Source organism: Thalassospira sp. CA1 (assembly GCF_059052855.1).
This window is the reverse complement of the sequence record NZ_JBZCIA010000007.1, coordinates 35,125-58,858: the sequence shown is the minus strand read 5'-3', so window position 1 is coordinate 58,858 and position 23,734 is coordinate 35,125. Positions and strand designations below refer to the sequence as shown.

19 protein-coding genes are annotated in these 23,734 nt (G+C 55.9%); 8 read left to right on the top strand and 11 right to left on the bottom strand.

Annotated elements, in window-relative coordinates; genetic code table 11:
- The first annotated feature begins 30 nt into the window (after positions 1 to 30).
- Together glnT and purU are read left to right on the top strand one after the other, a co-directional pair.
- Positions 31 to 1,335 carry a type III glutamate--ammonia ligase gene (gene glnT, locus AC5Q5A_RS12970; RefSeq protein WP_063090381.1) on the top strand — a complete coding sequence of 435 codons (1,305 nt, stop codon included), beginning with the start codon at positions 31 to 33 and terminating at the stop codon, positions 1,333 to 1,335.
- An 82-nt stretch (positions 1,336 to 1,417) separates the two neighbouring features.
- Positions 1,418 to 2,302, top strand: a complete 885-nt coding sequence (purU, locus tag AC5Q5A_RS12965) for a formyltetrahydrofolate deformylase (protein WP_008892009.1) — start codon at positions 1,418 to 1,420, stop codon at positions 2,300 to 2,302.
- A gap of 83 nt (positions 2,303 to 2,385) precedes the next feature.
- Here purU and AC5Q5A_RS12960 read toward each other — a convergent pair whose 3' ends face one another.
- The gene (locus tag AC5Q5A_RS12960) at positions 2,386 to 4,548 is read right to left on the bottom strand and encodes a dihydroxy-acid dehydratase domain-containing protein (RefSeq protein ID WP_493895530.1); all 2,163 of its coding nucleotides are present in this window, start codon (positions 4,546 to 4,548) and stop codon (positions 2,386 to 2,388) included.
- Positions 4,549 to 4,620: 72 nt separating this feature from the next.
- Positions 4,621 to 5,382 (bottom strand): SDR family NAD(P)-dependent oxidoreductase, encoded by a 762-nt coding sequence (locus AC5Q5A_RS12955; RefSeq protein ID WP_008892007.1) that lies wholly within the window; start codon positions 5,380 to 5,382, stop codon positions 4,621 to 4,623.
- Between the two features lie 241 nt (positions 5,383 to 5,623).
- Between AC5Q5A_RS12955 and xylF the strand changes: the two genes are divergently transcribed.
- The 5 genes from xylF to AC5Q5A_RS12930 all read left to right on the top strand — a co-directional run bounded on the left by xylF (position 5,624) and on the right by AC5Q5A_RS12930 (position 11,378).
- Positions 5,624 to 6,655: a D-xylose ABC transporter substrate-binding protein gene (xylF, locus tag AC5Q5A_RS12950; protein ID WP_336233591.1), complete on the top strand. Its 1,032-nt coding sequence runs from the start codon at positions 5,624 to 5,626 to the stop codon at positions 6,653 to 6,655.
- A gap of 101 nt (positions 6,656 to 6,756) precedes the next feature.
- A complete protein-coding gene (locus tag AC5Q5A_RS12945; RefSeq protein ID WP_081579325.1) occupies positions 6,757 to 8,022 on the top strand; it encodes a sugar ABC transporter permease in 1,266 nt (421 codons plus the stop codon).
- A gap of 11 nt (positions 8,023 to 8,033) precedes the next feature.
- Entirely contained in the window at positions 8,034 to 8,861 is an 828-nt protein-coding gene (locus tag AC5Q5A_RS12940) for an ATP-binding cassette domain-containing protein (protein ID WP_008892004.1), read from the top strand.
- Positions 8,862 to 8,878: 17 nt separating this feature from the next.
- The gene (locus tag AC5Q5A_RS12935; RefSeq protein WP_008892003.1) at positions 8,879 to 10,060 is read left to right on the top strand and encodes a fumarylacetoacetate hydrolase family protein; all 1,182 of its coding nucleotides are present in this window, start codon (positions 8,879 to 8,881) and stop codon (positions 10,058 to 10,060) included.
- 58 nt (positions 10,061 to 10,118) lie between these two features.
- Entirely contained in the window at positions 10,119 to 11,378 is a 1,260-nt protein-coding gene (locus AC5Q5A_RS12930; RefSeq protein ID WP_493895529.1) for an ROK family protein, read from the top strand.
- 91 nt (positions 11,379 to 11,469) lie between these two features.
- Here the strand turns inward: AC5Q5A_RS12930 and AC5Q5A_RS12925 are convergent, their stop codons facing one another.
- The 3 genes from AC5Q5A_RS12925 to araD form a co-directional block, all read right to left on the bottom strand.
- Positions 11,470 to 12,984 (bottom strand): aldehyde dehydrogenase (NADP(+)), encoded by a 1,515-nt coding sequence (locus tag AC5Q5A_RS12925; protein ID WP_120225326.1) that lies wholly within the window; start codon positions 12,982 to 12,984, stop codon positions 11,470 to 11,472.
- 69 nt (positions 12,985 to 13,053) lie between these two features.
- Positions 13,054 to 13,773 (bottom strand): ribonuclease activity regulator RraA, encoded by a 720-nt coding sequence (locus AC5Q5A_RS12920; protein ID WP_064781953.1) that lies wholly within the window; start codon positions 13,771 to 13,773, stop codon positions 13,054 to 13,056.
- An 11-nt stretch (positions 13,774 to 13,784) separates the two neighbouring features.
- Positions 13,785 to 15,518 (bottom strand): L-arabinonate dehydratase, encoded by a 1,734-nt coding sequence (gene araD / locus AC5Q5A_RS12915; RefSeq protein WP_008891999.1) that lies wholly within the window; start codon positions 15,516 to 15,518, stop codon positions 13,785 to 13,787.
- Between the two features lie 227 nt (positions 15,519 to 15,745).
- Here araD and AC5Q5A_RS12910 point away from each other — a divergent pair, with 227 nt between their 5' ends.
- Positions 15,746 to 16,456, top strand: a complete 711-nt coding sequence (locus tag AC5Q5A_RS12910) for a GntR family transcriptional regulator (protein WP_493895528.1) — start codon at positions 15,746 to 15,748, stop codon at positions 16,454 to 16,456.
- 25 nt (positions 16,457 to 16,481) lie between these two features.
- Here the strand turns inward: AC5Q5A_RS12910 and AC5Q5A_RS12905 are convergent, their stop codons facing one another.
- The 6 genes from AC5Q5A_RS12905 to AC5Q5A_RS12880 all read right to left on the bottom strand — a co-directional run bounded on the left by AC5Q5A_RS12905 (position 16,482) and on the right by AC5Q5A_RS12880 (position 23,656).
- On the bottom strand, positions 16,482 to 17,393 hold the full coding sequence (locus AC5Q5A_RS12905) for a dihydrodipicolinate synthase family protein (RefSeq protein WP_493895527.1): 912 nt from the start codon (positions 17,391 to 17,393) through the stop codon (positions 16,482 to 16,484).
- A 237-nt stretch (positions 17,394 to 17,630) separates the two neighbouring features.
- On the bottom strand, positions 17,631 to 18,440 hold the full coding sequence (gene fdhD / locus AC5Q5A_RS12900; RefSeq protein WP_493895526.1) for a formate dehydrogenase accessory sulfurtransferase FdhD: 810 nt from the start codon (positions 18,438 to 18,440) through the stop codon (positions 17,631 to 17,633).
- On the bottom strand, positions 18,437 to 18,661 hold the full coding sequence (locus tag AC5Q5A_RS12895) for a formate dehydrogenase subunit delta (protein WP_493895525.1): 225 nt from the start codon (positions 18,659 to 18,661) through the stop codon (positions 18,437 to 18,439). Before AC5Q5A_RS12895 ends, fdhD begins: the two co-directional genes overlap by 4 nt.
- A 93-nt stretch (positions 18,662 to 18,754) precedes the next feature.
- A complete protein-coding gene (fdhF, locus tag AC5Q5A_RS12890; protein WP_493895524.1) occupies positions 18,755 to 21,634 on the bottom strand; it encodes a formate dehydrogenase subunit alpha in 2,880 nt (959 codons plus the stop codon).
- 4 nt (positions 21,635 to 21,638) lie between these two features.
- Positions 21,639 to 23,195: a formate dehydrogenase beta subunit gene (locus tag AC5Q5A_RS12885; RefSeq protein WP_493895523.1), complete on the bottom strand. Its 1,557-nt coding sequence runs from the start codon at positions 23,193 to 23,195 to the stop codon at positions 21,639 to 21,641.
- Positions 23,192 to 23,656, bottom strand: a complete 465-nt coding sequence (locus AC5Q5A_RS12880; protein WP_064781958.1) for a formate dehydrogenase subunit gamma — start codon at positions 23,654 to 23,656, stop codon at positions 23,192 to 23,194. Before AC5Q5A_RS12880 ends, AC5Q5A_RS12885 begins: the two co-directional genes overlap by 4 nt.
- Between the last annotated feature and the right edge of the window lie 78 nt (positions 23,657 to 23,734).

The following is a 23,734-nucleotide window of genomic DNA, read 5'->3' as shown; positions in this document are numbered from 1 at the left end:
GTTATTGATAAAATTCGTCAGGGGACTTCGATGACCAAGGATCTATCAGCCTTTGCCCGGGAACGCGGCATCAAATACTTCATGATCAGCTTTACCGACCTGTTTGGCGGTCAGCGCGCCAAACTTGTCCCGACCCAGGCAATTGCCGACATGCAGGAAGAAGGTGCAGGCTTTGCAGGCTTCGCGACCTGGCTTGACCTGAGCCCGGCCCACCCCGACATGTTCGCCATTCCTGATCCTAGTTCTGTCATCCAGTTGCCCTGGAAACCGGAAGTCGCCTGGGTTGCCGCCGATTGCATCATGGAAGGCACACCGGTCGAACAGGCCCCGCGCAACGTTTTGAAAGCCCAGATCGCCAAGGCCGCCGAACTTGGCCTCAATGTCAAAACCGGGGTCGAGGCGGAGTTTTTCCTTGTCACCACCGATGGATCGGAAATTTCTGATCCGGCCGATACGGCGGAAAAGCCCTGTTACGACCAGCAGGCCGTCATGCGCCGCTATGACGTCATCGCCGAGATTTGCGATTACATGCTTGAACTTGGTTGGGGTGCCTATCAGAACGACCATGAAGACGCCAATGGTCAGTTTGAAATGAACTGGGAATTCGATGACGCGCTTAAAACCGCCGACAAGCATTCCTTTTTCAAGTTCATGGTCAAATCAATCGCCGAAAAACACGGTCTTCGCGCAACCTTCATGCCCAAGCCCTTCCCCGGCCTGACCGGCAATGGCTGTCACTGCCATGTGTCAGTCTGGGATAATGATGGTGCCAATGCCTTTGCCGATAACGACATGCCATTTGGTCTGTCGGCCAAGGGCAAGCATTTCCTTGGCGGCATCATGAAACATGCCTCTGCCATGGCGGTTATCACCAACCCGACGGTCAATTCCTACAAGCGTATCAATGCTCCGCGCACCATGTCGGGCGCGACCTGGGCGCCGAACACGGTGACCTGGACCGGCAACAACCGCACGCACATGGTTCGCGTTCCGGGGCCGGGGCGTTTCGAACTGCGCCTGCCCGACGGGGCAACCAACCCGTATCTTCTTCAGGCCGTGATCATTGCAGCCGGTCTTGATGGCATGGCAACCAATGCCGATCCGGGACCGCATTACGATATCGACATGTACAAGGAAGGGCATTCGATCAAGGATGCACCGCGTCTGCCGCTGAACCTGCTCGATGCCCTGCGTGAAATGGGCTCTAACGAAGAGCTCCAGCTTGCGATGGGCAAGGAATTCTCAAGTGCCTATCTCAAACTTAAACAAACCGAGTGGAATTCTTACGTTTCTCACTTTTCCCGCTGGGAACGTGAGAACACACTTGATATTTAATACTTCTGCCCGGCCTTATCTCATTCCCCGATGGACGGGGCCGGGCAATTTTTGATTATTCCAAACGAGAAAGCCAGACGCGATGAAAAGCTACGTTCTGACTGTTTCCTGCGATTCTCAGCGCGGGGTGGTTGCTGCTATTTCGACCTATTTGGCAGATAACGGCTGCAACATTACCGATAGCTCCCAGTTTGACGACCAAGAAACCGGCTTGTTCTTTATGCGGGTTGCCTTCGTCAGCGAAGAAGGTGTTGATCAGGAAACCCTGATTGCAGGCTTTGAGGGTCCGGCAGCAGAACTTGGCATGAAGTACGAAATCCATGACAGCTCCGAGAAGATGAAGGTTCTTCTGATGGTGTCGCGATTTGGTCATTGCCTCAATGATCTGCTGTATCGTTGGAAAATCGGGGCGCTTCCGATTGATATCGTTGGCGTGGTGTCAAACCATCTTGATTATCAGAAGGTTGTCGTTAATCACGATATTCCCTTCCACCACATCCCGGTCACCAAGGAAAACAAGCCCGAAGCCGAGAAAAAGCTTCTTGATGTTGTTTCTGACTATAATGTCGAACTGATCGTTCTGGCCCGCTACATGCAGGTCCTGTCAGACAGCCTGTGCAAGAAGATGAGTGGCAAGATCATCAATATCCACCACTCCTTCCTGCCAAGCTTCAAGGGGGCCAACCCGTATCAACAGGCCTATGTGCGCGGGGTCAAACTGATTGGCGCAACGGCACATTATGTCACCGCTGACCTTGATGAAGGCCCGATCATCGAACAGGACATTGCGCGCATCACTCATGCCCAGAACTCTGCCGATTATGTGTCGATTGGCCGCGATGTCGAAAGCCAGGTGCTGGCGCGTGCGGTGCATGCCCATATCCACCACCGTTCGTTCATCAACGGCAACCGCACGATTGTCTTCCCGCCAAGCCCGGGAAGCTACGCGTCGGAGCGCATGGGCTAAGCCCAGCACCTGCGACAATCAAAAACGCCCCGGCCAGATATGGCACGGGGCGTTTTGCATTTTGGTGTGCGAAACCTTGTAGCTTAGCGCCAGGATTTGGTTGCGCGACGATCAACAGCCCGGGGCACAATACCGCGTGCGGCATTGCCAATCCCGTCAAGCACGTTGCTTGCGGCGATATCGCACTGGCGATCGGCCATGCGCTTGAACCGTGCATCAAAGACCGGCTTGCGATCTGCAATGTCGCGGGGATCGGATGCGACCTCTTCCCCACGTTTAAATGCCTCGGGATCGAGCCAATCCAGCGTTAACCCGGTCAGATCAAGGCGCAGCACATCGCCATCCTTAAGATAGCCGATTGCACCACCTGTAAAGGCCTCCGGCACCATATGACCGATACAGGCCCCCTTGGTCACCCCGGAATAACGTCCATCGGTGATCAGCATGGATGATGCTTCGAGAATGCGGTGATGGCGCAAGTTCTGCGACGGCGAAAACATTTCCGGCATGCCATAGGCTTCCGGCCCCTGCCCGCCGATGACAAACGCAAAGGACAGATGGCCCTGTTCGAACATGTCCTTTGGCGCATCCATATCGACACGGTTTCCGCCGTTGCGGCGCACGACTGCGGCAATCAATTCCTCATCAACGCCATCGGTTTCAATCAAACGCGTGATCAGATCGGGCGAGGCAAAGTCGGCATTACAGACATGTTCGTTTTCGTAATAGCGCACGATGAAAACATGATCATCAAAGTGCGATAACAAACGGTCGCTCATGCCCGATGTCTTGACCGCGCAGTTTTCAAAGAAACTGCCGGTGATGACATCAACACCTGAACGCTGCCTGACCGGGTTGGCGCGAATGACCGATGCATCGCCCAACGACAGATCAACCGGATTTTCAAGATTGGCGATGCGTTCCGCCCAGGTTTTTCCGAGGATGGTCGGCGCATCAAGATCCATCGCCACACCAAGGTCGGCCAGAATGCGATAGATGCTTTCCATACCGCGGTTTTTGCCTTCGGCCATTTGCTGGGCCAAAACAAAAGTGTCGCGGTTCTCCGTCAGGCTGTGGGCGAAAATTTCCGGTACCGGGGTTTTGGTGCGCACATCCTGATAATCATCAATCGAGATATCAAAACCGGCATAGCGCATCATGAATGGCAGATGCAAAAGCATGTTGCTGCTTGATCCCGTAGCATTATGAACACGCACGAAATTGGCGAAGTTGGCCTTCAGCAAATTGCCAATCGCATATTCCGGCTTGTTGAAAACACCAAACAGGGCATCGATCCCGGCTGCCACGGCCTCGAACGGCGGGACATCGGTCAGCAATTCGAGTTCCGGCGGGGTCAGGCCGAAGGCCGCCAACATGGTGCGCGATGAATTGCCCGTGCCGTTAAACGCACAAATGCCGCCCTTGGAATCACAGGTCGCCGTTGCGAGTTCGTCCAGAACCCGGCGTTCAAGCGCCCCGTCGATAATCCCCAGAAGCCGGGCACGTTCGAGCAACCCGGCAAACGCCTCGTCCGACGTGCATTGCAGGATATAGCGCATGTTTTCGCGGATATCGGCACCCAGATCATCGTGGCCCGCCGCATCGGAGTCAGCAGCGATATTATCCAGCAAACGACGCGTGCCTTCGGGAATTTCACCGCCTTTTAGAACATGCGACGGTGCAAACACCGCCCAAACGGGCGCCTGATCGCCGCGCCAGGCGCGTGCATGATCGGCCGCGGCCAGACCGGCCACCACCGCGGCGGGAGACTTGTCACAGCCGGCAATCACATAGGCCGCATGATAGCTGTGGCCTTCAAAGGTAATATTGACCGCCGCCGCCGTATGGTTGCGCGATGCCAGCGAATAGCTTTGCCCGATATTGTTTTGCGCCGTGCCATCGCAAATCACCGGTACATGGAACAGGAACGGAACCCCACCCATTTCCCAGATGCGCAGGGCAGCCATCAGCGCCTGCGGACGATCCAGAAGATGGGCCGGATGATCCGGCGCACCGGCAATGATCGCGATGCGCGGGCGGTTTTCCACCAGACGGCCGACCACGTCCTTGATTTCAGGAACGGCAAACTTGCGACCACTGGCCACAACCGGGTTTTCGTTCACCGCATCGCGCAGCAACCGGACGACTGTGATCGGCTGGTTGGCGAGACCCTGAATGCAGTCGCGATACGGGTTGGCTTTTTCATCGATGATGATTGGCTGATCAGAGAGATTTGCAGGCGACATATACTGTTTTTTCCAAGTTCGAGCAGTGGTCTCGGGGCGAGCAGCGGTCTTGGCACCCGTCGAAACACACGATCAGACGATGCCGCCATCCACGATGAAGTTCTGTGATGAACAGGCCGACGAAACATCAGATGCCAGGAAAAGAACCATCTGTGCAACATCATCCCCCACCAGCCGGCGTTTGACGCATTGCTGCTCCTGAATGCGTTCTTCATCCTCGGGAGAAATCCAAAGATCAAGCTGGCGCTGTGTCATGATGCAGCCCGGCGTCACCGCATTGACGCGAATGCCATATTCACCCCAGTCCCGGGCAAGTGCACGCGTCAGTCCGATAATACCGGCCTTTGCGGTCTCGTACGTTACCAGATCCGGCAGGCCCATCATATAACTCACAGAACTGAAATTGATAATACTTCCGCACCGTTTTTCCTTCATGCCCGGTGCGACTGCCTGGGCACAAAAGAAATGATGGTTCAGGTTCACATCCAGGCCATCACGCCACTTGTCAGGACTGATATCTTCGGGCGAATGCCGATCATCGCGCGCCGCATTGTTTACCAGAACGTCAATCGGGCCAATCGCAACTGACATGTCGCGAACCGCATCGGAAATAGATGATTGGTTGCGCAAATCAAGCGATTTGTAGACCGGGGTTACGCCGTGCTCTTCCTTTATGGAGGCGATCAGTTTTTGCGCGGCGGCATCATCGATATCGAAGAACCCGACCCGTGCCCCCTGCGCACAGAATGCGCGCACAATCGAGGCGCCAATCCCGGATGCACCGCCGGTTACAAGCACGGATTTACCGTCAATGTCGTGATAACTCGCTGTCATAACGTTCCCTGTCTCTTTTCATATTATTTTAGGTGAATAAATTAATTGCTGCAGCGCACCACATTATAAACACCGACAATTCAACCCTCAATCGCAAACTGCGATATAAAAATGCGTGAAAAGCGATGAATTTAATTTATTCACTAAAAAATATTTGACAGGACGCCTTCTTCACGTCAACATTTTTTCGATAACAAAAATAAATGTCACCAGAAGACACATTTATTCAGGGAAGAAACCGATGAAAAAACTCCTATCAACGGCCATGTTGGCCGGAACCGTTCTGCTGTCTGCAAATGCCTTTGCTGCTGATCTGACTGTTGGTGTCAGCTGGTCGAACTTCCAGGAAGAACGCTGGAAAACCGATGAAGCCGCAATCAAGGCAGCTCTGGATGCTGCGGGGGCTGAATACATCAGCGCAGATGCCCAAAGTAATCCGTCCAAACAGCTTTCCGATATCGAAAGCCTGATCGCACGTGGTGCCGATGCCCTGATCGTCCTGGCTCAGGACTCAGCATCAATTGGCCCGGCTGTCGAAAAGGCCCTGAACGAAGGCATTCCGGTCGTTGGCTATGACCGCCTGATCGAAGACTCGAACGCCTATTACATTACGTTCAACAACAAGGAAGTCGGCCGCCTTCAGGCCGAGGCCGTTTTTGCCGAACAACCGAAAGGCAACTACGTCTTCATCAAGGGCGCACCGACCGACCCGAACGCAAACATTCTGCACGAAGGACAGCTTGAAATCCTGCAGAAGGCAATTGACGCAGGCGACATCAAAGTTGTTGGCGAAGCCTATACCGACAGCTGGCAGCCAGCGATTGCGCAGCGGAACATGGAACAGTTCCTGACGGCTGCGGACAACAAGGTTGATGCCGTTGTCGCATCCAATGATGGCACGGCCGGTGGTGTTGTTGCAGCATTGTCTGCTCAGGGCATGCAGGGCATTCCTGTATCGGGTCAGGACGGCGATCACGCTGCACTGAACCGTGTGGCACTCGGCACCCAGACGGTTTCGGTCTGGAAAGATGCCCGTCTTCTTGGCAAACGTGCGGCTGAGATCGCCGTTGAACTTGCCAAGGGCGCCAAGCTTGACGAGGTTGACGGTACCGAAGATTGGCAGAGCCCGAATGGTGTGACCATGAAGTCTTACTTCCTTGATCCGGTTGCGATCACCCAGAACAAACTTGATCTGGTGATTGATGCTGGCTGGGTATCCAAAGACGTGGTTTGCCAAGGCGTAACCAACAGCAAGGTTGCGGCCTGCAACTAGGCCAACCTGTTTCCTCCGACCTTGCATAAACCCGGGGCCGACTGCATTCCACATATCGTGCAGATATCGCAGTTCGGCCCCGCTGCTTTACGAGCTTTTTCATGTCACGACTACTTTCGAAAATGGAAGTCGACCGTCGTCTGGTTGGCCTCGCCGTTGTCCTGCTGATTATCTGGGTGGGTTTTGACATTGCCTCGGGCGGTCGCTTTATCACGCCCCGAAACATCTTTAACCTGTCGGTTCAGACTGCCTCTGTGGCAGTGATGGCGTGCGGCATGGTCCTGATCATTGTCACCCGCCATATCGACCTTTCGGTCGGGGCGGTCCTGGGTGTTCTGGCCATGATCATGGGGGTCGTTCAGACCGATGTCCTGCCACAGTTTCTTGATTACAACCATCCCCTGACCTGGGTGCTGACGCTTCTGGTTGGCATTGTTGTCGGCGGCCTGATCGGTTCTATTCAAGGTGTTGCAGTGGGTTATCTTGGCGTCCCGGCATTCATCGTGACACTTGGCGGGCTTTTGGTCTGGCGCGGATCGGCATGGTGGGTCACACAAGGGCGCACGGTTGCCCCGCTTGACCAGAATTACATTCTGCTGGGCGGCGGCATCGAAGGAACGATTGGCGCGACCTGGAGCTGGATCGTCGCCTTGATCGCCATTCTTGCGATCATTTACGCCGCGATCATGGAACGCCGTCGTCGCCTGTCCTTCGAATTTCCGGTCAAACCAATCTGGGCCGAATACACCAACACGATCATCAAGGCAGGTTTGGTCCTGATTGTTGTCGCGACACTGAATGCCTATCACCTGCCAACGCGCGCGGCAGAACGCCTTTTGGAAAACAAGGGCATTCCGGTCACGCCAGAAAACCTTGAAATTTCGCACGGCATTCCAATCCCGCTTCTGATTGTTGCGCTTGTCGCGATCATCCTCACCATTGCGGTTAAACGCACCCGTTTCGGTCGCTATGTCTTTGCGATTGGCGGCAACCCGCAGGCGGCCGAACTGGCCGGGATTAACGTCAAACGCATGACGGTGGCAGTCTTTGCCCTGATGGGTGTTCTTTGTGCGATCAGTGCGGCGATTTCATCGGCCCGCCTGCAGTCAGCCGGCAACGATCTGGGCACGCTTGACGAACTTCGCGTGATTGCAGCCGTGGTCATTGGCGGCACGTCGCTTGCCGGTGGGCTTGGGACAATCTATGGCGCGCTGATTGGTGCGCTGGTGATGCAAAGCCTGCAAAGCGGCATGGCGCTTTTAGGGGTGGATACCTCGTTGCAAAGCATCGTCATCGGCCTGGTTCTTGTCGTCGCCGTCTTTAGCGACAAGTATTTCCATCGCCGTTACAGCGACCCGACCGCGTAAGGAGACCCGTGATGACTGATCCAAACATGACCAAAGATCCGCTGGTCGAAATGCAAGATATCCATATCAGCTTTGGCGGTGTAAAGGCTGTTGATGGCGTATCCATTGATCTTTATCCCGGCGAAGTGGTTGGCGTTCTGGGCCATAACGGTGCAGGCAAATCAACGCTGATCAAAATTCTTTCGGGTGCCTATCAGGCCGATAGCGGCCAGATCATTGTTGATGGCAAGGAAGCCAAGATCGAGAATGCGCGTGATGCACGCGACAACAACATCGAAACGATCTATCAGAACCTGGCACTTGCCGACAATCTTGATGCCGCCCAGAACCTGTTTCTGGGACGTGAAATCACTGACAAGTTCGGGTTTCTTGATGATGCCGCCATGGAACACAAGGCGCGTGAAGTCCTTCATCGCCTGAACCCGAACTTCAAAAAGTTCACCTCCCCCGTATCGGCTCTTTCGGGCGGGCAGCGCCAGTCGGTTGCGATTGCACGTGCTTTGTTGTTTGAAGCACGCGTGTTGATCATGGATGAACCCTGTGCGGCCCTTGGGGTTCATGAAACAAAGATGGTCGGCGAACTGATTGACCAATTAAAGCGTGACGGTTTGGGTATTTTGTTGATTAGCCACGATCTTCATGATGTGTTTGACCTTTCTGACCGGTTGCATGTCATGAAGAACGGAAAACTGGTTGGCAGCGTTAGAACCGAAGATGTCACACATGACGACGTACTTGGGATGATCATTCTGGGCAAAATGCCCGAGCACCTTCTGCATCTGGCTGGCCCCGGCGCAACCAATGCAACGGGTGCCGCGAATGGCACCACCCACAGATAAACAAGCGAGACACCGAGATGACCACAGGCTTCCCCATCAACGCCCAAGACATCCTGCCCGATGACGCAAGTAATGCCGTCCTGATCGGGCGCATCTGGGACCCGCGCGTTTCCGGACCGACACCGGTGCTTCTTGATGGTGAAACGCTGCGCGATATCAGCAGTGTCGCACCGACCGTCAGCGAAATCCTTGAACTTGATGACGTTCTGGCAAAGCTTTCAAATCCGGCAAGCTTCCCGACTGTCGCCACACTCAGTGATATTCTGGACCAGTCCCGTCCGGGGGCCGATGAAAACACCCCGCACCTTCTGTCCCCCAATGATCTGCAGGCGATCAAGGCAAGCGGCGTGACCTTTGTCGCAAGCCTTCTTGAACGCGTGATCGAGGAACAAGCGCGCGGCGACTCAAGCAAAGCCGATCAGATCCGCACCGAAATCACCGGCATTATCGGTGATGACCTCTCGCAGATCGAACCGGGTTCGCAAAAGGCCGCCGATATCAAGACCGTGCTGCTCGAAAAGGGCGCCTGGTCGCAATATCTTGAAGTCGGTATCGGTCCGGATGCGGAAATCTTTACCAAGGCGCCGGTCATGTCGGCTGTCGGGCATGGCGCGCATGTCGGCCTGCATCCGATTTCAACCTGGAACAACCCGGAACCCGAAGTGGTTCTGACCGTGACATCAAAGGGCAAGATCGTTGGTGCCACGCTCGGCAACGACGTCAACCTGCGCGATGTCGAAGGGCGCTCTGCCCTGCTACTCGGCAAGGCAAAGGATAATAACGCATCCTGCGCCATTGGTCCGTTCATCCGCCTGTTTGACGGCAAGTTCACGCTGGAAACAGTCAAATCGGCCGATATCGCCATGGCTGTTGATGGACCCGAGGGATATCACCTCGATGCGGTCAGCTCCATGAGCCAGATCAGCCGCACACCCGAAAGCCTTGTTTCACAGGCGATCGGCAAACATCATCAATATCCGGACGGCATCATGCTGTTTCTGGGAACCATGTTTGCCCCGACCGATGACCGGGGTGGTGCCGGCAAGGGCTTTACCCATGAAATGGGCGACCTTGTCAGCATCTCGACGCCAAGCCTTGGTAAACTGGTCAATCAGGTCGACCGATCAGATGCCATTAAACCCTGGACGTTCGGGATCAGCGCGTTGATGAACAACCTTGCGCGTCGCGGATTGCTCTGACCGCTCGCACATATAAATTGCCCGAACGGGCATGTTAACAAGGATACTGATCAACCACATGATGCGCCGTACAGAAAGCGAAACACCGCGCCAGCCCTCCCAGACGGCGATCTTGCGCTATCTGCGCATGCATGGCCCCGCTGCGCGCATTGATATCGGTACGGCAACCGGACTAAGCCCTGCGACTGTCACGTCGCTAACCGCCGACTTGATGGCGCAGGGTTTGGTGAAGGAAAGCGAAGGCAGTAACAATAACGGCACCGCAAACGGCAACAGCAATGGGAACGGCACCACGCGTGGCCGTCCCAAGGTATTGCTGGATCTGGTGCCGAATGCGGCCTGCGTCATCGGGGTCAAAATCACCATCAATCTGATCGAAATTGCGCTGGGCAATTTCAAGGGCGAGATTGAACGCAGCATCGAACACTGCATCAATACCCGCGATCTTGGCGCAGAAGAACTCACCAGAACCCTGATTGCCTTGATTGATCGCTTTCTCGAACGCAATCGCGATTTCTGCATCCATCCGCCCGCGGGCATCAGCATCGCCATTCAAGGGGTGACTGATAGCAACAGCGGCGAGATCATCTGGTCGCCCGCCTTGCGTCATCGCCATATTCCCTTGGTCAAATCACTCAGCGAACGATATGGCAGCGCTGTTCAGATGTCGAACGATGCAAACTGCATCGCAACGGCGATCTCGCAAAACACCAACCTGCATAATGATGGCGACTTTGCCGTGATCATGCTGGGCTACGGGATCGGTATGGGATTGGTTCTGAATGGCAAGGTGTATAACGGTGACTTTGGCACTGCTGCGGAATTCGGACATACCAAATACCAACCCGACGGGCCACTGTGCAATTGCGGCCGACGTGGATGTCTTGAAGCCTATATCGGGGACTATGCCATCCTGCGTGACGCACGCGGCGTGATTGACCTGCCCGATACTAACAACCTGCACCCCAGCGAAGAACAGATGATGGATCTGGTTGCCCGCGCCCGCCGCGGCGACACCGGTCTTGCCGAACTTTTCCGCCATGCTGGCAAAGTATTGGGATATGGCATCGCAAACCTGATTGCCCTGCTGGGCCCCAAACAGATTTTCATTACCGGATCGGGTGCGCGGGCATTCGACATGATGGAACCGGAACTAAGGCGCGGTCTGGACGAGGCACAGGTACCTGAACTCAGCCGAAACCCGACCATCACCTATCTTCCGTGGGACAAGGATCTGGCCCTTCAAGGGGCAATTGGCCAAAGCCTGCTCAGGCATGATGAAAACATGTTTCAGGCCACCGCAACAGTCCGCGACTGACAAATCCGCGACTGACAAATCCGGGATTGACAAAAAAGCCGCCCAAACGGGCGGCTTTTTCTTTTCAGCAACGCTGTCGCGAAGATATCGCTTAGGCGATGTCTTTGGGCAGAACATCGGTCGGGATGTTCTGATAGCAGACCGGACGCAGGAAGCGACGGATCGCCATGGTCCCGACAGAGGTTGCCCCGAAGTTGGTCGATGCCGGGTATGGTCCGCCATGAACCATGGTATCGGATACTTCCACACCGGTCGGGAAACCGTTGGCCAGAACGCGGCCTGCCTTGTGTTCAAGGATCGGCAGAAGCGAACGGGCATCCGCCGCATCGGCTGCATCAAGATGTAGCGTGCAGGTCAACTGGCCTTCAAGCGATTTGGCAATCTTGCGCATTTCAGCAACGTCCTTGACGCGAACGACAAGGCCGAGCGGACCAAAGACTTCTTCGCCAAGCTCATGGTTGGCAAGCCAGTTTTCACCGGTGGTCTCAAACAGATACGGCGTCGCATTGCGCAGATCACAAGACGTGGTCAGAACTTCTTTGACACCCGAAGTCGCTGCGACACGCTTTGCACCGGCGCGATAGGTTTCTGCCATGCCATCGGTCAGCATGGTTTGCGGACCAACACCCGAAAGGCCTTCCTTGGCGGCGGCAACGAATGCATCCGCATCCGGACCTTCGATCACAACGGCAATACCCGGATTGGTGCAGAACTGGCCCGCACCCATGGTCAGCGACCCTGCCCAACCCTTACCGATTTCCGCACCTCGCGCCTTAACAGCAGCCGGCAGCAGGAACATCGGGTTGACCGAACCAAGTTCGCCAAAGAACGGGATCGGCTCCGGACGGGCAGCACACAGATCATAAAGCGCACGGCCACCGCCAAGCGATCCGGTAAAGCCAACCGCCTTGATCAGCGGATGCTGTACCAGGCTTTGGCCAACGTCACGTTTGCCGCCCTGGATCAGGCTGAACACACCGGGATGAACACCACATTTCTTGATCGCGGCATCAATCGCCTGGGCAACGATTTCACCCGTGCCCGGATGGGCAGAGTGGCCCTTGACCACGACCGGGCAACCAGCAGCCAGTGCCGATGCGGTATCACCACCCGCGACCGAGAAGGCCAGCGGGAAGTTGGACGCACCAAAGACAGCCACCGGGCCAATCGGACGCTGCATCAGACGCAGGTCAGGACGCGGCAGCGGCGCGCGATCCGGAAGAGCTTCGTCATAACGACGATCCAGATATTCGCCATCAAGGATGTGGCTGGCAAACAGGCGAAGCTGACCGACGGTACGGCCGCGCTCACCCTGAAGGCGTGCTTCGGGCAGGCCGGTTTCCTGGGTACCGATTTCGGTGATTTCATCGCCACGCGCGTCGATTTCATCCGCAATGGTGTTGATGAATTTCGCGCGCTCTTCGCGGGTTGAATAGCCGTAAGTCCAAAAGGCTTCTTCGGCGGCCTTTGCGGCCTGATCAACCAGGGCGGGCGTGCCGACCGGGAAGGTGTTGGCCGGGCCATGGGCCGGCTCGGACTGGAAGGTCGTCTCACCAGCGACCCATTCACCGGCAATCAGATGTTTTCCTGTCAGGGTATAAGACATTTCAATCGATCCTCTGGAATGCGTGGATAGGGGTAAATTGATTACATGAAGGTCAACGTAACCGCGATTTTACTGACTTGCCAGCCATTCCTCATACTTTTTGTGATTCTCTTCTTTGGTGCAGGGATAAAGTCCGATAATTGACGCCCCGTTGGCCACCTGTTCGATCACAAAGGCCTCGTAACTTTCCATGCCTGCACAGGCATCGGCGATCTCGTCTGCCAGATGTGCGGGGATCACCATGACCCCGTCCGTATCACCAACAAGAACATCACCCGGGAAGACGGCAACATCGCCACACGCGATCGGCACGTTGATATCAAGTGCTTCGTGCTTGGTCAGGTTGGTCGGGGCCGACGGGCCGGCACAATAGGCTGGCATGTCAAGTTCACCGATCCCCTCGGCATCGCGGAAACCGGCATCTGACACGATCCCGGCGCCACCGCGCACAGCCAGACGGGTAACAAGGATCGACCCGGCCGATGCCGCAGACGCATCCTTGCGGCCATCCATCACCAGAACATGACCCGGCGGGCAGGTTTCAATCGCAACACGTTGCGGATGGTCTTCGTTGCGGAACACCTCGATCGGGTTGCGGTCTTCGCGTGCAGGGATATAGCGCAGCGTGAAGGCCTGCCCGACCATGTTCTTCTTTTTCGGTGCCACGGGTCGGACACCCTGAATGAACTGGTTGCGCAGGCCCCGCTTGTAAAGCTGGGTGGCAACAGACGCCGTCGAGGTGCGCATCAGTTTTTCGCGCGTGGCATCAGACAATACATATTCCGTCATGGTCGGTGTCCTTAGAAAATGTCAGGTTCGCCGGCAGTTTTGCCGAAATCGGTTTCAAGGAAGTCAAAATCGCAGCCCTGATCGGCCTGGGTCACATGGCGCGAGAACATGTAGCCATACCCACGTTCGAAACGCGGTTCCGGCGGTGTCAGGGCCTTGCGCCGCGCTTCAAGCTCTTCCTCTGGGACGAGCATATCAAGCGAGCGATTTGGTAGATCAAGGCGGACAGTATCGCCATTTTTCAGAAGTGCGAGTGGCCCACCGATGTAGCTTTCCGGGCTGACATGCAAAACACACGCGCCGTAAGACGTGCCAGACATGCGGGCATCGGAAATCCGCAACATGTCACGATGGCCCTGTTTGATCAGCGCCTTGGGGATCGGCAGCATGCCCCATTCCGGGAAGCCGGGGCCGCCTTGCGGACCGGCATTGCGCAGAACCATCACATGATCCGGCGTGATATCAAGGTTCTCGTCATCAACGGCCTTTTTCATTTCCGGATAGCTGTCAAACACCAATGCCGGGCCTTCATGAACATGGTATTTCGGATCACAGGCGGCTGGCTTGATCACCGCACCGTTCGGGCAAAGGTTGCCCTTAAGCACGGCAAGCGAGCCTTCCTTATAGACCGGGTTATCGAGCGGGCGGATGACATCGTCATTATAAACCACCGCGCCTTCAAGGTTTTCACCAAGGGTCTTGCCGGTCACCGTCATGCAACTGGTATCGAGACGATCTTCCATCTGCTTCATCAGGGCGCGCAGGCCCCCAGCATAGAAGAAGTCCTCCATCAGGTAATCCTTGCCCGATGGCCGGACATTGGCGATCAGCGGTGTGGTGCGGCCAAGCTCATCAAGGTCTTCAAGCTTAAGACCCACACCGGCACGTTTGGCCATTGCAATCAGATGAACCACGGCGTTGGTGGAACAACCGGTTGCCATGGCGACAATGGCAGCGTTTCGGCAGGATGCATCGGTGATGATCTGATCGGGTGTCAGGTCTTCCCAAACCATCTCAACAATGCGGCGCCCGCAATCGGCCGACATGCGCTGATGACCACTATCGACGGCCGGGATCGAAGAGGCACCCGGCAAAGTCAGCCCCATTGAATCTGCAATCGCCGTCATGGTCGATGCGGTTCCCATGGTCATGCAGGTCCCGGCAGACCGGGCAATACCGCCCTGAATACCGAGCCATTCTTCATCGCTGATGTTACCTGCGCGCCGTTCATCCCAATATTTCCAGGCATCAGAGCCCGACCCAAGAATTTTGCCTGCATAATTACCGCGCAACATCGGCCCGGCAGGCAGATAGATCATCGGCACACCGGCCGAAATCGCACCCATGACCAGACCCGGCGTGGTCTTGTCACAGCCGCCCATCAAAACCACACCATCCAGCGGGTGGGACCGGATCATTTCCTCGGTCTCCATGGCAAGCAGGTTGCGATAAAGCATCGAAGTCGGCTTGGTGAAGCTTTCATCAACGGAAAGCGACGGCAGTTCGACGGCAAAGCCACCAGCCTGTGCAACACCGCGTTTCACATCAACAACACGTTCGCGGAAATGCGAATGACAGGTATTGAGTTCCGACCAGGTATTCAGGACACCGATGATTGGCTTGTCGCGAAAATCGTCTTCGGAATAGCCAAGCTGCATCATCCGTGATCGATGGCCAAATGTCCGCAGATCGTCGGGGGCGAACCAGCGTGCCGATCTCAGGTCCTGAGGCTGTTTCTTACTCATTGTCTTATCCTCGGAATGTAAAACGCGACCATGCTTGCAGCTGGCGGTACTCAGAAAGGCGATCTCCGGTCTTGGACGCAAACGCCGTGGCCTGAGGATTTCCGCCGCCGCTGACAGGCACAGAAAGATATTCACTTTTGTCTGCTTGATATAGTAATATATTAGTGCATGTCGGGCAAGACGCCTGTATACAAGTTGTGTGACCAGAAATGAATTGCGGGAACATCATGGTCGATAACCTGTTGAAAGACGCACCGATCGCCAAAAAGCGCCTGCCCAAACTCAAGCGGGGCTCGGCAAGCACGCAGCTCCACGATTCTTTGCGCAAGCGCATCATCGATTTGGAACTTGCGCCGGGCCAATACCTGTCTCGGGCCGAAATCGCCGAAGAATACGGCGTCAGCCAGACGCCGGTACGTGATGCGTTGCTCAAGCTTGAAGAAGAAGGCCTTGTTGACACCTTCCCGCAGTCCAAGACCGAGGTATCGCGGATTGATGTCGAGCAAGCGCTGGAAACCCAGTTCCTGCGTCTCTCGGTCGAGCTGGAGGTCACCCGCCGTCTCGCCAATGCCAAAGACCCTGCCCTGACTGTCAAAGCGCACTCCATCCTTGCTCAGCAAAATGCGGTCAGTGCCGCGAACGATCTTGATACCTTTGGCAAGCTTGATCGCGATTTCCATTACGCGCTCTATGAGGCTGCCGGTGTTGCCCAGCTTTACGGTGTGGTCGAAGCCAGGTCGGGTCATATTGACCGCCTGCGCAAGCTCAACCTGCCTGACCCGGGAAAATCGGCATCCATCCTTGATTGTCATGCGCGCATTCTGGCCGCGATTGACAAGGGTGACGCCGATACCGCCTGCGAGGTCGTTCGCGAACATCTGATGGGAACCCTTGCCACCGTCGATGCCATCCGCGAACGCCATCCGTCCTTCTTCTAGGACAGCACAGTTACCACCAGGCTACCTAACTGATCAGGCCGTTTCCCTTCATGAAGCTTGAAAGCTTTTCCTGCTGGGCCTCGGTCAACGGCCAGGCAGACGGCGGGCGCGTAGGACCGCAATCATCACCTAGTAATTTGAGCGCTGCCTTCACACCGGTCACGTTGGTGCCATTCATTTCCTCGGCCCGGACTTCTTCAAAGGCCTTCATTTCGGCGATCAACTGGCGGGCCTTGGCATAGTCGCCGGCCTCAAGGGCGGCGTGAATGGCAATGGAGCGTTCAGGCCAGACATTGATCAGGCCAGATGTAAATCCACGTGCGCCAACGGCATAGAACGCCGGTGCCCATGTTTCAGCAAGACCACCCACCCAGACGATATCCGGATCGCAGGCCTGAATTGCCTCGGCCAGCTTCATCGGGTTTGGCGTTGCCCATTTAACGCCAGCAACACCGTCGACCGCGCACAGTTCCGTAATAGCCTTGGTACCAATGGCGTCGTTACGCAGATACAGCATCATCGGCAAACCACCGGACGCATCAGCAATCCGTTTGATGTAGTCAACAACACCGCGCGGGGCGACAAACGGGTCTGGCGGTTGATGGATCATCAATGCCTCTGCCCCGGCCTCGGCCGATGCCTTGGCCAGCGCACAGGCATCGCGCACACCGCGACCAATTCCGGCCAGCATAGGGGCACGACCATCCAGCATTTCGGCAACCGACTTCGCCATCGTGATCGCTTCGTCGGTGGTCAGAGCATAAAATTCGCCGGTATTGCCATTCACAACCGGGAAATGCACCCCTGCGGCCAGCGCACGATCAATCACCGGCACGAGCTTCTTGGGCGCGACATCCCCATTGTCGTCATAGGGCGTGACAAGAATGCCCGAAATCCCCGACAAAACGGCGCGCAATTCAGTTTTTGAAAGTGCCATGGTTTCCTTATCCCCGTGCCGTGGCCCGCGTGCCGCGGATCAAAAATCCGACTGACCGGCGGGACCATCTTGTAATATTTACTTACATCTTGAATAACAAGTATGCGGGGATATGGCAATTCCAATTATGCGCTTAAGTTACCGGAAAGCGCGGTTCAGGCATACGTGTACAATTACACCTGTGTTGCAAACAGGTGATCATCAGAAAGTTACAAGTTGGAAAAAGCCGTTTACAGGTCAGGCAAAGCGGCGAAACAGACCACGCCGTTCGCGACATATCATGGTCAAGCCAGCCTTGCGCGCCAGGTTCACGGCCGTCAATGTCGGGCCCGAAAGGGTTACAAGTCCGCCCACCCCGAATTGCACGGTCTTGGTGACAATTTCATAGGAACAGCGGCTGGTCATCAGAATGAACCCACCGGTCGGATCGATCCCCTGTCGCGCCACAGCGCCAAGCACCTTATCAAGCGCGTTGTGGCGTCCGATATCTTCGCGGACCAGAACGATGTTACCGCTACCATCGACAAAGGCGCTGGCATGCAGCAACCCGCCTCCTTCGCGGTTGCGGGTCTGATATTCCGGAAGCGCATCAATCGCCCGCAAGACAACATCTTGTGTCATGTTGGATGGTGTGACCGTCCCGATCTTGTCCATGGCAACGGCTTCAAGCGATTGCACACCACACAATCCGCAACCCGACCGGCCTTCGAGTGTCCGTTGACGGTCGGCAAGACGATCAAAGACATCTTCATGCAGATCAGCCTCGATCACATACCCCTGCAGGGTCTTGCGCACGTCACGCAGCGTGATCTGGGAAATGTCATCGGCAATGCCTTCGGAAAGGGCAAAGCCGACCATGAAGTCTTCAAGATCATGGGGGGACACCATCATCACCGCGTGCGATTGACCATTAAACGTCAAAGCAGCCGGGACTTCCGGCTGCAACATCATCGGTGCATCATCATTACCATCATCGCCTGATACGGCACGCGCAAGATCGACGTCACGCCCGTCCAGAATGCGATTTTCCGATGGCTTGGCCATCATGCGGTTTCCTTGACCTTCCGGATTTTCGGCGCGGCCTTGACCACCAAAGGATGGAAGTCGGCCTTGCCTTCGGCGATCATGTCAAACAGCTGCTTGCGCATGCGCGGTTCCCAGAAATCGCTGATATGGTTGGCAACACCATCAACGCCCTCGCCCTCCGGCTGGGATTTGAAGAAGGTCGCGATCTGATTGGCCATATAGACAAGTTTGTCGGGTGCCATTGCGGTTCACTCTTTGACTGTAAACTTTGTATTCAAGCAGGACGTGCCAGACATCATGCCAAGGGAGTATAGCACAATGTCTGGCTCGTTATCCTATTCGGCGGCATCGACGCGCGGTTTGATCCGGCGTGACTGTTCGGCCTGACGATCATATTCGACCTGCCATTCGGTCGGGCCATTACTTGGCGAAACCTGAACCGCGGTAACCTTGTATTCCGGGCAGTTTGTCGCCCAGTCGGTATAGTCGGTGGTGATCACGTTGGCCTGTGTGCCCGGATGGTGGAAAGTGGTGTAAACCACACCCGGTGCGACACGGTCGGTAATGGTGGCACGAAGGGATGTCTCGCCCGACCGGGATGCCAGACGGATCCAGTCGCCTTCACGAATGCCCCGCTGTTCGGCATCATGCGGGTGGATTTCCAGCAAGTCTTCCTTATGCCAGGTCGTGTTTTCCGTACGCCTGGTTTGTGCACCGACATTATACTGACTAAGGATACGTCCCGTCGTCAGCAGAAGCGGGAAGCGCGGACCGGTACGTTCGTCGGTTGCGACATATTCGGTGACAACAAACTTGCCCTTGCCACGAACAAAGCCATCGATATGCATGACCGGGGTCCCTTCGGGGGCCTTGTCATTACACGGCCACTGGACCGAGCCCTTTTCTTCCAGCAGGTCATAGCTGACGTTGGCAAAGCTTGGCGTGGTCTTGGCAATTTCGTCCATGACCTGAGACGGATGGGTGTAGTTCCAGTCAAGACCCATCGCACGGGCGAGGTTCTGGGTAACTTCCCAATCGGCAAAGCCGTTCAGCGGTGTCATCACCTTGCGCACGCGGTTAATGCGGCGTTCGGCGTTGGTGAAGGTCCCGTCCTTTTCAAGGAAGGTCGACCCCGGCAGGAATACATGCGCGTAGTTCGCCGTTTCATTAAGGAACAGGTCATGGACGACCACACATTCCATTGCCGCCAGACCGGCCGCGACATGTTTGGTATCCGGGTCAGACTGAAGAATATCTTCGCCCTGAATATAGATGCCCTTGAACGTGCCTTCGACGGCAGCATCGAGCATATTGGGGATACGAAGACCCGGCTCGTCATCCAGTTTGACACCCCAGATATCTTCAAAAATATCGCGGGTGGCACTGTCCTGAATATGGCGATAGCCCGGCAGTTCGTGCGGGAACGACCCCATATCGCACGAACCCTGCACGTTGTTCTGACCACGCAGCGGGTTCACACCCACACCCGGACGACCGATATTGCCGGTCGCCATGGCAAGGTTGGCAATCGCCATCACGGTGGTGGAACCCTGGCTGTGTTCCGTGACACCAAGACCGTAATAGATCGCGCCATTGCCGCCGGTGGCAAAGGTGCGTGCGGCCTTGCGCATGGTTTCGCCGTCAACACCGATCATCTCGGCGATGGCTTCGGGGCTGTGTTTCGGATCGGAAACAAAGGTTGCCCAATCCTGGAATTCGTCCCAGTCGCACCGTTCACGCACGAACGCCTCGTCAAACAGGCCTTCGGTGACAATGACATGGGCAAGCGACGTCAGAACCGCAACGTTCGTCCCCGGGCGCAGCGGGATATGGGCGACGGCCTCGATATGCGGGGACCGCACAAGGTCAATCCGGCGCGGATCAATCACGATCAGTTTCGCCCCCTGACGCAGGCGCTTTTTCAGGCGCGAGGCAAAGACAGGATGGCCATCGGTCGGATTGGCCCCGATCAGGATGACGACATCGGTATGTTCAACAGAATCAAAATCCTGCGTCCCGGCCGAGGTACCAAACGTGGTTTTAAGGCCATACCCGGTCGGTGAATGGCAAACACGAGCGCAGGTATCGACGTTGTTATTGCCAAAACCGGCACGGATCAGTTTCTGAACAAGGAATGTTTCCTCGTTCGTGCAACGTGACGAGGTAATCCCGCCCAGCGCGCCCTTGCCGTATTTGGCCTGAATGCCCTTGAACTTTTCTGCGGTAAAGCGAAGTGCCTCTTCCCAGCTGACTTCCTGCCAGGGTTCATCCACACTTTCGCGGATCATCGGGTTGAGGATGCGGTCCTTGTGGTTGGCATAGCCATAGGCAAACCGCCCCTTCACACAGGAATGACCCCGGTTGGCCTTGCCATCCTTGTACGGCACCATGCGGACAAGTTCTTCGCCGCGCATTTCCGCCTTGAACGAGCAACCCACCCCGCAATAGGCGCAAGTGGTGACAACGGAGTGTTCCGGCTGGCCGATTTCAATGACCGATTTTTCCTGAAGCGTGGCGGTCGGGCAGGCCTGCACACAGGCACCACACGATACGCATTCGGAATCCAGGAAGTTTTCATGCATGCCCGGCGAGACGCGGGATTCAAAGCCACGACCTTCGATGGTCAGCGCAAAGGTGCCCTGCACTTCTTCGCAGGCCCGCACACAGCGCGAACAAACAATGCATTTCGACGGGTCATAGGTGAAATACGGGTTGGTTTCATCCTTGGCCATGTAGCGCGGATTTTCTTCGCCGTTCTGGCGAACCTGAACGTGGTTTTCACCCTCATAGCCATACCGCACATCACGCAGGCCAACCGCCCCTGCCATATCTTGCAATTCGCAATCGCCATTGGCCGCACAGGTCAGGCAATCAAGCGGATGGTCAGAGATATACAGCTCCATCACGCCTTTGCGGATTTTCTTAAGCCGTTCGGTCTGGGTATGGACAACCATGCCGTCAGCCGCCGGCGTCGTGCAGGATGCCGGTGTGCCGTTGCGGCCTTCGACCTCAACCAGACACAGGCGGCACGATCCGAATGCATCAACCATATCGGTTGCACACAGTTTCGGGACCTGAATGCCGGCCTCCATCGAGGCCCGCATGACAGAGGTGCCTTCGGGCACGGTAATGTCCTTGCCATCAATGGTCAGGGTTACCGTCTTTTCGGATTTCTTGGCGGGGGTTCCGTAGTCAACTTCTTTGATCAAGGACATCGTTTCACTCCGCAGCTATATCAAGCGCGCGTGGCTTGAAGTCATCAGGGAAATGGGTCAGTGCACTCAGGACCGGATACGGGGTAAAGCCGCCCAATGCGCACAGCGATCCGAACTTCATGGTCTCACACAGATCACGCAGCAGTTCGATCTGCAATTCAGGCTGCTCACCGCGTTCAAGCTTGTCGACCACTTCGGTGCCACGGATCGAACCGATGCGGCATGGCGTACATTTGCCGCATGATTCAATCGCACAGAATTCCATGGCAAACCGAGCCTGTTTCATCATGTCGACCGTGTCATCAAACACGACAACACCGGCATGGCCGATCAGGCCATCACGTTTGGCGAATTCTTCGTAGTCAAACGGCGTATCAAACAGTTCCTTGGGGAAATACGCCCCCAATGGACCACCGACCTGAACTGCCTTGACCGGACGCCCTGTGGCCGTCCCACCGCCGATCTGTTCGACGATTTCACCAAGGGTCAGACCAAAGCCAACTTCATAAAGCCCGCCATGTTTGACGTTCCCGGCAATCTGGATCGGGATGGTGCCGCGCGAACGGCCCATGCCATAATCGCGATAATATTCCGCACCCTTTTCCAGAATGACCGGCACAGAGCACAGCGAAATCACGTTATTGACCACGGTCGGTCGACCAAGGAAGCCTTCAAGGGCGGGCAATGGCGGCTTGGCACGGACGACACCGCGCTTGCCTTCCATACTATTCAGAAGCGATGTTTCTTCGCCACAGACATAGGCCCCGGCCCCCATGCGGACTTCCATATCAAACGCCTTGCCGGATCCAAGGACGTTATCGCCCAGAACACCGGCGGCACGGGCGACCTTGATCGCCTCGTTCATGACGTCAATCGCGGTCGGGTATTCCGAACGGGTATAGACATAGCCCTTGGTCGCGCCGGTGGCGAGACCGGCAATGATCATGCCCTCGATCAGGACAAACGGTTCACCTTCCATGATCATGCGATCGGCAAAGGTGCCGCTATCGCCTTCGTCGGCATTACAGACGATGTATTTTTGATCGCCTTTGGCTTCGCGGACTGTATTCCATTTAATGCCCGTCGGGAAACCGGCACCACCGCGCCCGCGCAGGCCGCTATCGGTGACGGCCTTGACGATTTCTGCGTCCGTCATCTTAAGCGCGTTTTCAAGACCGGTAAGACCATCGTTGGCGCGATAATCTTCAAGCGATACCGGATCAACAATGCCGCAGCGCTGGAACGTCAGGCGCGACTGGCTTTTAAGGAACGGGATATCCTGGGTGCGACCAAGATACAGTTTATGCGGGCCACCTGTCAGGAAGTCGGCCTCAAACAATGCGTCGATATCATCGGTGCTAACCGGGCCATAGGCGACCCGCCCGCGCGGGGTTTCGACCTCGACCATCGGTTCCAGCCAATACATGCCAAACGATCCGTTGCGCACGATCTTGACATCCGAACCGGCCTTGGATGCCTTGGCGGCAATCGCTGATGCAACATCATCAGCACCCAGTGCTACAGAACCGGAATCAAGTGGAACGTAAACCTTGATGCTCATGACCCCACCTTTTGAAGAATGCGATCCGCACTGACGCGACCAACAACCTTGCCATCAATCATCGCGGCTGGTGCGCAGGCACAGAGGCCAAGGCAGAAAACAGGCTCCAGCGTGATCTTGCGATCAGCGGTGGTCTGCGACCAGTCGACTTTCAAATGACGACGGATCTGATCACCAAGCGCATCGGCCCCCATGGCCTGACAGGCTTCGGCCCGGCAGATCTTGATGACATGCTTGCCCGCCTTTTCTTCGCGGAAGTCATGATAGAAGCTTGCCACCCCGTGGACTTCTGCCCGGCTGAGGTTCAGCTTCTTTGCAATTGTCTGAAGCGCGCCATCGGGGATATAGCCAAATTCTTCCTGCACTTCGTGCAGAATTGGCAATAACGGTCCTTCCAAAGTGATCAACTGATCACAAATGGCAGCGACGCGGACATTCTGGTCCTCGGTCGTTTCCGACATGCAAGCCTCTCTCTCAAGCATGTTATCAAATTCTTGTTTATTATGAACATTGTCGGGCATTGTCCCGACCTGTTCAAT

Bases quoted from the DNA above. Each gene is read 5' to 3' on its own strand.
- xylF (WP_336233591.1), top strand. From the start codon at position 5,624: ATGAAAAAACTCCTATCAACGGCCATGTTGGCCGGAACCGTTCTGCTG.
- AC5Q5A_RS12940 (WP_008892004.1), top strand. From the start codon at position 8,034: ATGACTGATCCAAACATGACCAAAGATCCGCTGGTCGAAATGCAAGAT.
- purU (WP_008892009.1), top strand. From the start codon at position 1,418: ATGAAAAGCTACGTTCTGACTGTTTCCTGCGATTCTCAGCGCGGGGTG.
- AC5Q5A_RS12895 (WP_493895525.1), bottom strand. From the start codon at position 18,661: ATGGCACCCGACAAACTTGTCTATATGGCCAATCAGATCGCGACCTTC.
- AC5Q5A_RS12905 (WP_493895527.1), bottom strand. From the start codon at position 17,393: ATGGCACTTTCAAAAACTGAATTGCGCGCCGTTTTGTCGGGGATTTCG.
- AC5Q5A_RS12960 (WP_493895530.1), bottom strand. From the start codon at position 4,548: ATGTCGCCTGCAAATCTCTCTGATCAGCCAATCATCATCGATGAAAAA.
- AC5Q5A_RS12935 (WP_008892003.1), top strand. From the start codon at position 8,879: ATGACCACAGGCTTCCCCATCAACGCCCAAGACATCCTGCCCGATGAC.
- AC5Q5A_RS12920 (WP_064781953.1), bottom strand. From the start codon at position 13,773: ATGACGGAATATGTATTGTCTGATGCCACGCGCGAAAAACTGATGCGC.
- AC5Q5A_RS12885 (WP_493895523.1), bottom strand. From the start codon at position 23,195: ATGAGCATCAAGGTTTACGTTCCACTTGATTCCGGTTCTGTAGCACTG.
- araD (WP_008891999.1), bottom strand. From the start codon at position 15,518: ATGAGTAAGAAACAGCCTCAGGACCTGAGATCGGCACGCTGGTTCGCC.
- AC5Q5A_RS12910 (WP_493895528.1), top strand. From the start codon at position 15,746: ATGGTCGATAACCTGTTGAAAGACGCACCGATCGCCAAAAAGCGCCTG.
- glnT (WP_063090381.1), top strand. From the start codon at position 31: ATGACCAAGGATCTATCAGCCTTTGCCCGGGAACGCGGCATCAAATAC.
- AC5Q5A_RS12945 (WP_081579325.1), top strand. From the start codon at position 6,757: ATGTCACGACTACTTTCGAAAATGGAAGTCGACCGTCGTCTGGTTGGC.
- fdhF (WP_493895524.1), bottom strand. From the start codon at position 21,634: ATGTCCTTGATCAAAGAAGTTGACTACGGAACCCCCGCCAAGAAATCC.
- AC5Q5A_RS12925 (WP_120225326.1), bottom strand. From the start codon at position 12,984: ATGTCTTATACCCTGACAGGAAAACATCTGATTGCCGGTGAATGGGTC.
- fdhD (WP_493895526.1), bottom strand. From the start codon at position 18,440: ATGATGGCCAAGCCATCGGAAAATCGCATTCTGGACGGGCGTGACGTC.
- AC5Q5A_RS12880 (WP_064781958.1), bottom strand. From the start codon at position 23,656: ATGTCGGAAACGACCGAGGACCAGAATGTCCGCGTCGCTGCCATTTGT.
- AC5Q5A_RS12955 (WP_008892007.1), bottom strand. From the start codon at position 5,382: ATGACAGCGAGTTATCACGACATTGACGGTAAATCCGTGCTTGTAACC.
- AC5Q5A_RS12930 (WP_493895529.1), top strand. From the start codon at position 10,119: ATGATGCGCCGTACAGAAAGCGAAACACCGCGCCAGCCCTCCCAGACG.